Source organism: Streptococcus sanguinis SK355 (genome assembly GCF_000212855.1).
Lineage (GTDB): Bacteria > Bacillota > Bacilli > Lactobacillales > Streptococcaceae > Streptococcus > Streptococcus sanguinis_A.
This window is the reverse complement of sequence record NZ_GL890993.1, coordinates 1512415-1520906: the sequence shown is the minus strand read 5'-3', so window position 1 is coordinate 1520906 and position 8492 is coordinate 1512415. Positions and strand designations below refer to the sequence as shown.

General features: G+C 44.6%; 8 protein-coding genes. 2 read left to right on the top strand and 6 right to left on the bottom strand.

Features of this window, described 5'->3' with window-relative positions; all coding sequences use genetic code 11:
• Positions 1-58: 58 nt before the first annotated feature.
• Positions 59-529, bottom strand: coding sequence for an SP_0198 family lipoprotein (locus tag HMPREF9389_RS04050; RefSeq protein WP_002930108.1), 471 nt, complete (start codon positions 527-529; stop codon positions 59-61).
• 234 nt (positions 530-763) lie between these two features.
• On the opposite strand from HMPREF9389_RS04050, the gene HMPREF9389_RS04055 reads away from it, so the two are divergent.
• Together HMPREF9389_RS04055 and HMPREF9389_RS04060 are read left to right on the top strand one after the other, a co-directional pair.
• Positions 764-1231, top strand: a complete 468-nt coding sequence (locus HMPREF9389_RS04055; RefSeq protein ID WP_032906488.1) for a GNAT family N-acetyltransferase — start codon at positions 764-766, stop codon at positions 1229-1231.
• Positions 1232-1362: 131 nt separating this feature from the next.
• Positions 1363-2508: a cobalamin-independent methionine synthase II family protein gene (locus HMPREF9389_RS04060; RefSeq protein ID WP_032906717.1), complete on the top strand. Its 1146-nt coding sequence runs from the start codon at positions 1363-1365 to the stop codon at positions 2506-2508.
• Positions 2509-2632: 124 nt separating this feature from the next.
• Here HMPREF9389_RS04060 and HMPREF9389_RS04065 read toward each other — a convergent pair whose 3' ends face one another.
• The 5 genes from HMPREF9389_RS04065 to pheS form a co-directional block, all read right to left on the bottom strand.
• On the bottom strand, positions 2633-3460 hold the full coding sequence (locus HMPREF9389_RS04065; protein ID WP_002930103.1) for an alpha/beta fold hydrolase: 828 nt from the start codon (positions 3458-3460) through the stop codon (positions 2633-2635).
• A 149-nt stretch (positions 3461-3609) separates the two neighbouring features.
• Positions 3610-4002, bottom strand: a complete 393-nt coding sequence (locus HMPREF9389_RS04070; protein WP_002930101.1) for a YbgA family protein — start codon at positions 4000-4002, stop codon at positions 3610-3612.
• A gap of 184 nt (positions 4003-4186) precedes the next feature.
• Complete coding sequence (gene pheT, locus HMPREF9389_RS04075) at positions 4187-6592, bottom strand: phenylalanine--tRNA ligase subunit beta (protein ID WP_002930095.1); 2406 nt, start codon at positions 6590-6592, stop codon at positions 4187-4189.
• A gap of 245 nt (positions 6593-6837) precedes the next feature.
• Positions 6838-7347 carry a GNAT family N-acetyltransferase gene (locus tag HMPREF9389_RS04080; RefSeq protein ID WP_002930094.1) on the bottom strand — a complete coding sequence of 170 codons (510 nt, stop codon included), beginning with the start codon at positions 7345-7347 and terminating at the stop codon, positions 6838-6840.
• A gap of 45 nt (positions 7348-7392) precedes the next feature.
• Positions 7393-8442 (bottom strand): phenylalanine--tRNA ligase subunit alpha, encoded by a 1050-nt coding sequence (gene pheS, locus HMPREF9389_RS04085; RefSeq protein ID WP_002900605.1) that lies wholly within the window; start codon positions 8440-8442, stop codon positions 7393-7395.
• Positions 8443-8492 lie beyond the last annotated feature (50 nt).

The window sequence follows — 8492 nt, the reverse complement described above, 5'->3', positions numbered from 1 at the left end:
CCTCTAGTTTGATTTCCTCACTGCTCATCCTGTTGTCCTGAGCAAATTGAGATGCGCTTTACTGCTTGGTAAAGGTCAGAGTGTCTGGATCATCATCCAATTCGTCCACAATCAGCTGATTGCCATTTTGGCGGTAACTTTTGACATCATCACCGACAATCAGTCTTTGATTAGCAGCATCTACTTGTACCTGCTTGATTTCCTTACTGCCATCGACTTCGGTCTCAGTCCAAGTACCAGTCGTACCATTGATTTCCAGGACATGCTGGTCGCCATCATGGTCGGTTGCTTGGTAGCGCCCGTCTAGATTCGTAGCCTGCTCTGCATTTGATGATGACGAAGGCTGATTAGAGGAAGATGCAGCTGATGACTGCGAAATCTGATTTTGTGCAGATTGTGATGTCTGGCCTTGCGTATTCTGTGATGAACTAGTATTCCCTCCTTGGTTGGTATTGCCTGAGCAGGCAGCCAATAGGACTGCTGCTGTCAGAGATAGAATTCCGATAAAGGCTTTTTTTGTAATAGTCATATCGCTTTCTCCTTTTTCTACATTTGTAGTTTATAGTTATATTCTACACTTGTCTGTTTCATTTGTCAAGAAAAAGCAGTTTTTATTATAAGGAAAATACATCTAAAGGAAATGAATCACTCTGACTGAACTTTGCTATTCAGACGCTACTTGTTCTGTTAATCTTTCCGAGCTCGCTTGACAAAATAGTTCCCTGTCGTATAATGATTCTATAAAAGATGAATGGAGAAAATTATGCCAATCAGAAAAGCTCAAGTCAGTGATATTCTTGCACTACAAGAACTCCTCCAGCAAGTCCTGCTGGTTCATCATCAAGCTCGGCCAGATATTTTTAAAGACCAGGGAAGCAAATTTAACAATGAAGAGCTAGAGAAGATTCTGGGACAAGAGTCCACTCCTATTTTCGTCTTTGAAAGTGAATCCAGAGAAATCCTCGGTCACCTCTTCTGCTCCATCAAGCAGCCTGTCAGTCCTGTACTCAATCCCATCAAGACACTTTTTATTGAGGATTTATGTGTAGATGAGAAAGCCAGAGGGCAAAAGGTTGGCGAGAAGCTTTACCGCTTTGCGGAAGACTATGCTCGGAAAATCGGCTGCTATAATCTGACTCTCAATGTTTGGAACGACAATGTCGGAGCCCTGCGTTTCTATGAGCAATTAGGACTTCAGGCTCAGGAAACTGTGATGGAGAAGATACTTTGATTTGAGAGAAAAATTTCAGGAAGCGCGAGCAATAGTTTTCGGCTATACCCTACCAGTATAATTAACTATTTTATTTGCCGAGGAATTTTCGATACAATGGACCATAATCCCTAATGAAAGTGAGAAATCTTATGACAAAATCAAAATTTCAACTGGTTGGATCACTTCTGCGCCCAGAAAATCTCCGCCAGTATAAAACAGAAATCGAGCACCGCGATGATATTCAATACCCCTTCTACGACAGTTTCCCAGGCTACCATGAGACGGAGACAGCTGACATCAAGGAGATTGTTGCTGAGCAAAAGGCAAAGGGAATTGACATCCTGACGGATGGAGAATACTCCAAGTCCATGTGGCATCTGGACTTTGTCTGGGGACTTAAGGGAATCGAGCGCTACATTGCTGACCACGGCTACACCTTCAAGGACCACGACGGCGGGCAATACGAGACCCGTAAGGACATTGGTATCCGTATCACAGCACCACTCTCTGGTAAAAACCATCACTTTATCGAGATTTATAAGCTAGTCAAGGAAGAGGCTGCTGGTGAAGATACCAAGCTGACTGTCTGGGGACCTGCCCATGCTTATACTGAGTTAGCTGTCTTTGACCGCTTGGCGGGACTAGGACAAGTTTATGAGACCAATGAAGACTTGAAAAAAGGTTTGATTCAAGCTTATAAGGAATTTTTGGACGACTATAAGGCTGCTGGCGGACAGATTATCCAGTTTGACGACTGCCTCTGGGAGCTTTTTGACGAGTCCAATCCTGCTAGCTTCTATACAGAGGGCAATGCTAGTCTGGCTGACCTGGCAGACGAGTTTGTCGCTATTAATAATGAAGTCGTAGACTACGCCCATGAGCTAGGACTGACTGTCTGGACCCACAACTGCCGTGGCAACTACGAAAGCCGCTCTGCTGCTGAAGGTACCTACGAGGCTATCGCGGAAAAATTCCTGCGCGACCAACACTATGATCGCTACTTCCTAGAGTGGGACAGCGATGTAGCTGGTGATGTATCAGCTCTAGCAGCTTTGAAAGACAAGGATGCAGAAGTCGTTTTAGGACTTCTCTCCAGTAAGACAACAGGCTTGGATGACGAAAAACGCGTCCTAGACCTCCTCGAGAAAGCAGCAACCGTTCTACCAAAAGAACGACTCTTGCTATCCCACCAATGCGGCTTCGCCTCTTGTGACTCTGGAAACGAACTCACCATTGAGCAACAATGGGCCAAAATCAAACAAGGCCAAGAAATCGCCCAGAAATTCTGGGGATAATAAGCAAAAAAAGCGGTTATACCGCTTTTTTCAATGCTTTTAAAATCAATTTGGGGCTGAATTAGATTTCTTTGATGAACTCCAGTTTCATCTGCATCTGTTCAACATATTAAATCTTTTAGTATCAGGAAAGTTCAATTCGCTTGAGCCAATTTTCAACCAAGGCCGTAAAGAGAGCCTCTTGATCTATCTGTGCATTGTGGCCAGCAAGATCCATTACAGCATGAGTTGCCCTTGGATAATAGTGAGACAGTTGCGCTAACTGCTGGAAGCCCACGACTTGGTCCTGCTTTCCTGCTATAAAAAGGCTGGGCTTATCGTAGCCCTTTTTCTGTATCTCTTGATCCACTTCAAACGAAAAAGCATAGTTTTCTTGCAGCTTTTGGACAAAGGGAGCATTCATCATCTGAAGCCCAATTAGGATTTCTTTTTCAAACCGTTGATAAGTTTCTTTAGTCTGTAAAATCGCTAAATCAACGAAATCTTCGCTTTTGCCTGCTATATCAAACCCAACCTCTCTAATTAGCAGAGTATCTTTAGGCAAAATTCTTTCTTTCGGATTGGGTACAACTACTGGACAAATAAGCAGCAAACCATCAATCTGAGAATTTTTCTTAGCCAAAATTCCTCGAGCAAGATAACCACCATAAGACTCTCCAGCTAAGAGAAAGCTGTGTCCGCCGATTACAGTTTCTATAAAGTTCAGGAGCATCTCTAAAATCGCATCCGCACTTGCAAAAGCAGGATTGACATCAGACCTACCCATGCCAGGCAGATCTAAATAAATTCTTTTATAGCCAGCATGTTTCTCAAAAATAGGTTCCAAACATCCTTCCATCAATTCAGATGAACAGCCCAAACCATGAATTGCCAAGACTGGTTTTCCTTGACCAATCACTTTATAATATAATTTATTTCCCTGATAAGTAAAAAACATTTTTTCTCCAATCATACCTTAAAGACACGTTTTGCTCGAGGTGAAGCCTTTATCGAAATCAGTCAAAATAATATTGTTTATGAGCCCAACAAATTATTCTTATCATCTCCCCCCTCAAAACTACTGGACGAGCAAGCTTATTCTTTCCCCTTAATTTCAGTTCCTCATGCTTCATCCCCAAATAACAAAGTCGATTTTTGCAGATAAGGATTGGGATACTTGACTAGCAGGCCCTTTACAGCTCTTACCAAGTCTTTTTGCTCAGCCTGACCGGATTGGTAACGAAGCAAAAGCAGCATAAAATCTTCTTTTTCCGACGGGCTCGCTTTTTTCTTAAAATAGCCCCAAACGTGCTGAAAGGCATTGCTGACCTGACCGCGATTTTCTGAAAGGGCCACCGCCTGGTCAATCAAGTCTTGAACATGCTCTACTTCCACCGAGTCACTTTTTAGATACTGACGGATTTCCAGATAGATCTTACTGGAATGACTGAGAACCAGATATTTATTTCTAGCCCAAAGAGTCTGACATTGGGAGATTTGGTTTGAATTTTCCATGATTACTTTCCCTACTGATTTTCAATTTCGAATATTTCTCGTTTCGTCTACATCTTTGCTCGCATCCTAGTAATAAGCTTGCCCAGATAGAAAGCCAAGCGAAACTGCAAATCAACTATGATTTGAATAGGATTTCGAAGAGTATCAATCAAAATCCCCAATCACATGACTGGGGAATAGTTCATTAGCGAACTTCTGCACCGAGTTTTTCGGTAAGAGATTTTTCGATTTTTTCCATATATTTAGCCACTTCTTCGTCAGTCAAGCTAGCTTCTGGATTTTGGAAAGTCAGGCTGTAGGCCATGGATTTGAGGCCGACACCCAGTTTATCACCAGAGAAGATATCAAAGAGCTTAATATCGGTCAAGCGCTTGATACCAGCTGCTTGGATTGCATCAAGGACCTCTTGGTGAGTGATTTCAGCCTTGAGCAAGATGGCCACATCCCGGCTGACAGCTGGGAATTTAGTGATTTCTGTAAATGGCTGTGCTGGCTGGAGCTGCTCTTCGATAGCAGACAGATTGAGCTCAGCCACATAAGTTTCAGGAATATCGTAAGCCTTGGCTGCCGCAGGATGGACTTGGCCGACAAAGCCGACAGGCCGACCATTGATAGAGATCAAAGCAGTCCGACCAGGATGCAAACTCTTAATCTGATTGCTAGCCACGTATTCAGCTGTCAAGCCCAACTTATCAAAGAGTGATTCCACTACACCCTTAGCATAGAAGAAGTCTACAGCAACTGGCTTGGTCTGGAAGTCTTTTTCATTAACTAGACCTGTCAAAGCAAAGGCAAAGCTATTGATTTCATTTGGCAGTTCTTCCTTAGGATTGCCGGTCTGCTCAAAGACTTTTCCAATCTCATAGAGAGCTAGATTCTTATTTTTACGAGCTACATTGTAGGCTAGGGAGTCCAAAATGCCAGAAACCATGTTCTGACGAAGAACAGAACGCTCCACTGTCATTGGCCACATAAGTTCAGTCAAGTTACTAGGATTGAGAGTGAACTCAATCGCCTTTTCTGGCGTCGTCAAAGCGTAGGTGATGATTTCTGTCAGTCCAGCTCCCTCTGCTAAGGTCCGTACTTGACGGCGCAGTTGTTGCGTTGCAGTCAATTCACCAGCTGTCCCGTCATCTTTTGGCAGGCTAGCTGGTAATTTGTCATAGCCGTAAATGCGGGCAATTTCTTCATAGAGATCCGCTTCAATTGAAATATCCCAGCGACGGCGAGGGACACTGACAGTGAACTGTTCAGCATTTCCTGACAAGCCAAAGCCAAGTCTGCGGAAGACATCCACAATATCTGTATAAAGTAAATCTGTTCCCAAAACTCGGTTGACATCCGCGAGACTGGACACCACTTCTACATCACTAGTGTCTAAGCTACCAGCAGATACGATACCAGCCTGAACAGTTGCACCTGCCAAATCCGCAATCATACTTGCTGCCGCGTCCAAAGCTTCATTGACAGTTGCTACATTGATGCCTTTTTCAAAGCGGGAAGATGATTCAGAACGAAGGTTAAGGCGACCGCTGGTCTTGCGGATCAATTTACCATCAAAATTAGCCGCCTCCAGAACAACACGAGTTGACTGGCCAGAGATTTCAGTCGCTGCTCCGCCCATGACACCAGCCAGAGCAACTGGCTTATCCGCCACAGTAATGACTAGGTCGCTGACTTCCAGCTCGCGCTCTTCGCCGTCCAGTGTCACCAGTTTTTCACCAGCACGCGCTTCCCGCACGACAATCTGGTCACCCTCAAAAGTATCCAGATCAAAAGCATGCATGGGCTGACCAAAGTAGAGCAGGATGTAGTTAGTCACGTCCACTACATTGTTAATCGGACGGATTCCTTCGTTCATGAGAAGATTTTGCAGCCACTGAGGACTTGGCGCAATGGTGACATTTTCCAAGATACGAGCTGCGTAATAAGGGGCTTTCTCTGTCTCAAGGGCTACTGAAAGACTGTCAGCTGCCTGCTTTTCATTCTCCACCAGTGGGAAGTCTTTGAAACGTACAGACTTGTCATAAATCGCAGCCACCTCATGAGCCACCCCACGCATAGACAAAGCATCTGCCCGGTTTGGCGTGATGGAAAGCTCGATAATCTCATCGTCCAAGTCCAGATAAGAGAAGACTTCCTCACCCGGCACTGCTTCTTCAGGCAGGATTTGAATGCCATCCGCAAATTCCTTTGGCACGACAGAATCAGAAATACCTAGCTCACCCAGAGAGCAGATCATACCCAGTGACTCCAATCCACGGATTTTTCCTTTTTTAATCTTATAATTGTCCGCAATGCGAGCACCTGGCAAAGCTACCATGACCTTGATGCCTTCACAGACATTCGGAGCACCACAGACAATCTGACGGTTCTCCTCTTCTCCGACATTGACTTGACAAACATGCAGGTGGGTATCAGGAACATCCTCACACGATACCACCTCGCCAACGACAATTTTTGACAGGCCAGCAGCTGGTGAAGTCACACCTTCTACTTCAATTCCTGTTGTTGACATTTTCTCAGCCAGCTCAGCGCTCGCCACATCAATGTCTACTAACTCTTTTAACCACTTATAACTTACTAGCATATTTAAGATACCAAGGGCGTCAAAAACGACTGAAAAACAGGAGATTAACTAAGCATTCGACGAATGATCGCAAATCTATCTTTTTTCGAGTTTTTAGCCCGGGTTCAATTCCTTTCTCTATTCTATCGCTAAGGAACTTGACCGACCAAATTTTAGAGATTTGTCTGAAATCCTGATTTCAGAAACAAATCATCTAAATTTAAAGCTTTTAGGTCGTATCATTTCCTCTCTTTAAATTTTCTTGTTTATTTCAATTTCTTGCGCAGCAGCCAGTCTGTGTCTACTGTCTCACCAGTGATATAGTCGTGCTGGCTGAATTTTTCAAAGCCGTATTTGAAGTAAAAATCTTGAGCTCTAAAATTCTTCTCCCAGACGCCCAGCCAGACCCAGTCAAAACCTCGTTTTTTGGCTTCTTCCAAGGCAAATTCAAACATTTCCTTGCCTAATCCCTGACCATGATAGGCTTTCAAAACGTAAATTCGCTGAACCTCAAAGGCCTGTGGCAGTTCTTGCTCTGTTTGAGCCTGTCCCCAGTTTACCTTGAGAAAACCAGCAATTTCACCGCCTTTGACAACAAAATAAGTCTCTGACTCAGGGTCTGCCAGTTCCTTTTCGATAGTTGCAAGCGACAGCTCATTGTCAAAATAATGAGCCATATCAGCTTCCTTGATAAATGGGCCAAAGGTTTCTTGATAGGTTGCGACTTCCAACTCTCGCAGGATGTTCGCTTCTTCTTTCTTGACTCTGACTAGCATACTGCACTCCTTTCTCAGAAAAGCTGCATCTATGAATACAGGTTTCTACTTAAACTGCTGAGAAAAACGAATATCTCCTTGGTAGAATCCACGAATATCGTTGATACCGTAGCGGAGCATAGCTACCCGCTCTTGACCGAGACCAAAGGCAAACCCAGAGTACTTCTCTGCATCAATACCACTCATTTCCAACACGCGCGGATGCACCATACCAGCTCCCATAATCTCAATCCAGCCGGTCTTCTTGCAGACATTACAGCCGGCACCGCCACACTTAAAGCAGGAAACATCAACTTCAACAGACGGCTCTGTGAATGGGAAGTAAGATGGACGCAGACGGATACTGCGATCTTCGCCGAACATCTTCTGGACAATCAGCTGCAGCGTTCCTTGCAAGTTTGCCATGGAAATATTTTCTCCAACCACCAAGCCTTCAATCTGATGGAACTGGTGGGAGTGAGTCGCATCATCGGTATCCCGGCGGAAAACGCGCCCCGGTGAAATCATCTTGAGAGGTCCCTTAGAAAAGTCATGGGCATCCATAGCTCGCGCCTGCACTGGACTGGTGTGGGTTCTGAGCAGGATCTCCTCTGTAATATAGAAAGTGTCCTGCATATCCCGTGCTGGATGATCCTTAGGCAGATTCATCCGCTCAAAGTTGTAATAGTCCTTCTCCACTTCAAAGCCGTCCACGACCTGATAGCCCATTCCGATGAAGATATCTTCAATTTCTTCACTAGTTTGGCTAAGAATATGACGGTTCCCAACCGGAATTTGACGGCCTGGCAGGGTCACATCCAAGGATTCCTCAGCTAGTTTCAGAGCTACTAATTGTTCTTCCATCTCTTGAGCAGTTTTTTCAAAGGCTGCTGTCAGAATATCACGCGCTTCATTGACGTGCTTCCCGATAATCGGCCGCATTTCAGCTGAAATATCCTTCATCCCTTTCAGGACTTCAGTTAGCGAACCCTTCTTACCCAAGACTGCTACACGCAAGTCCTGCAGTTCCTTTTGATTCTCAGCCTTGAGCTGCTTGAGAGAAGCTAGAGTCTCTTCACGCAGGCTTTTTAGTTGTTCTTCAATCGTTTTCGTCATTTTCCCTCCAAAATAAAAAGCGCGTCAATCTCCATAAGCGGAGCGTTGAC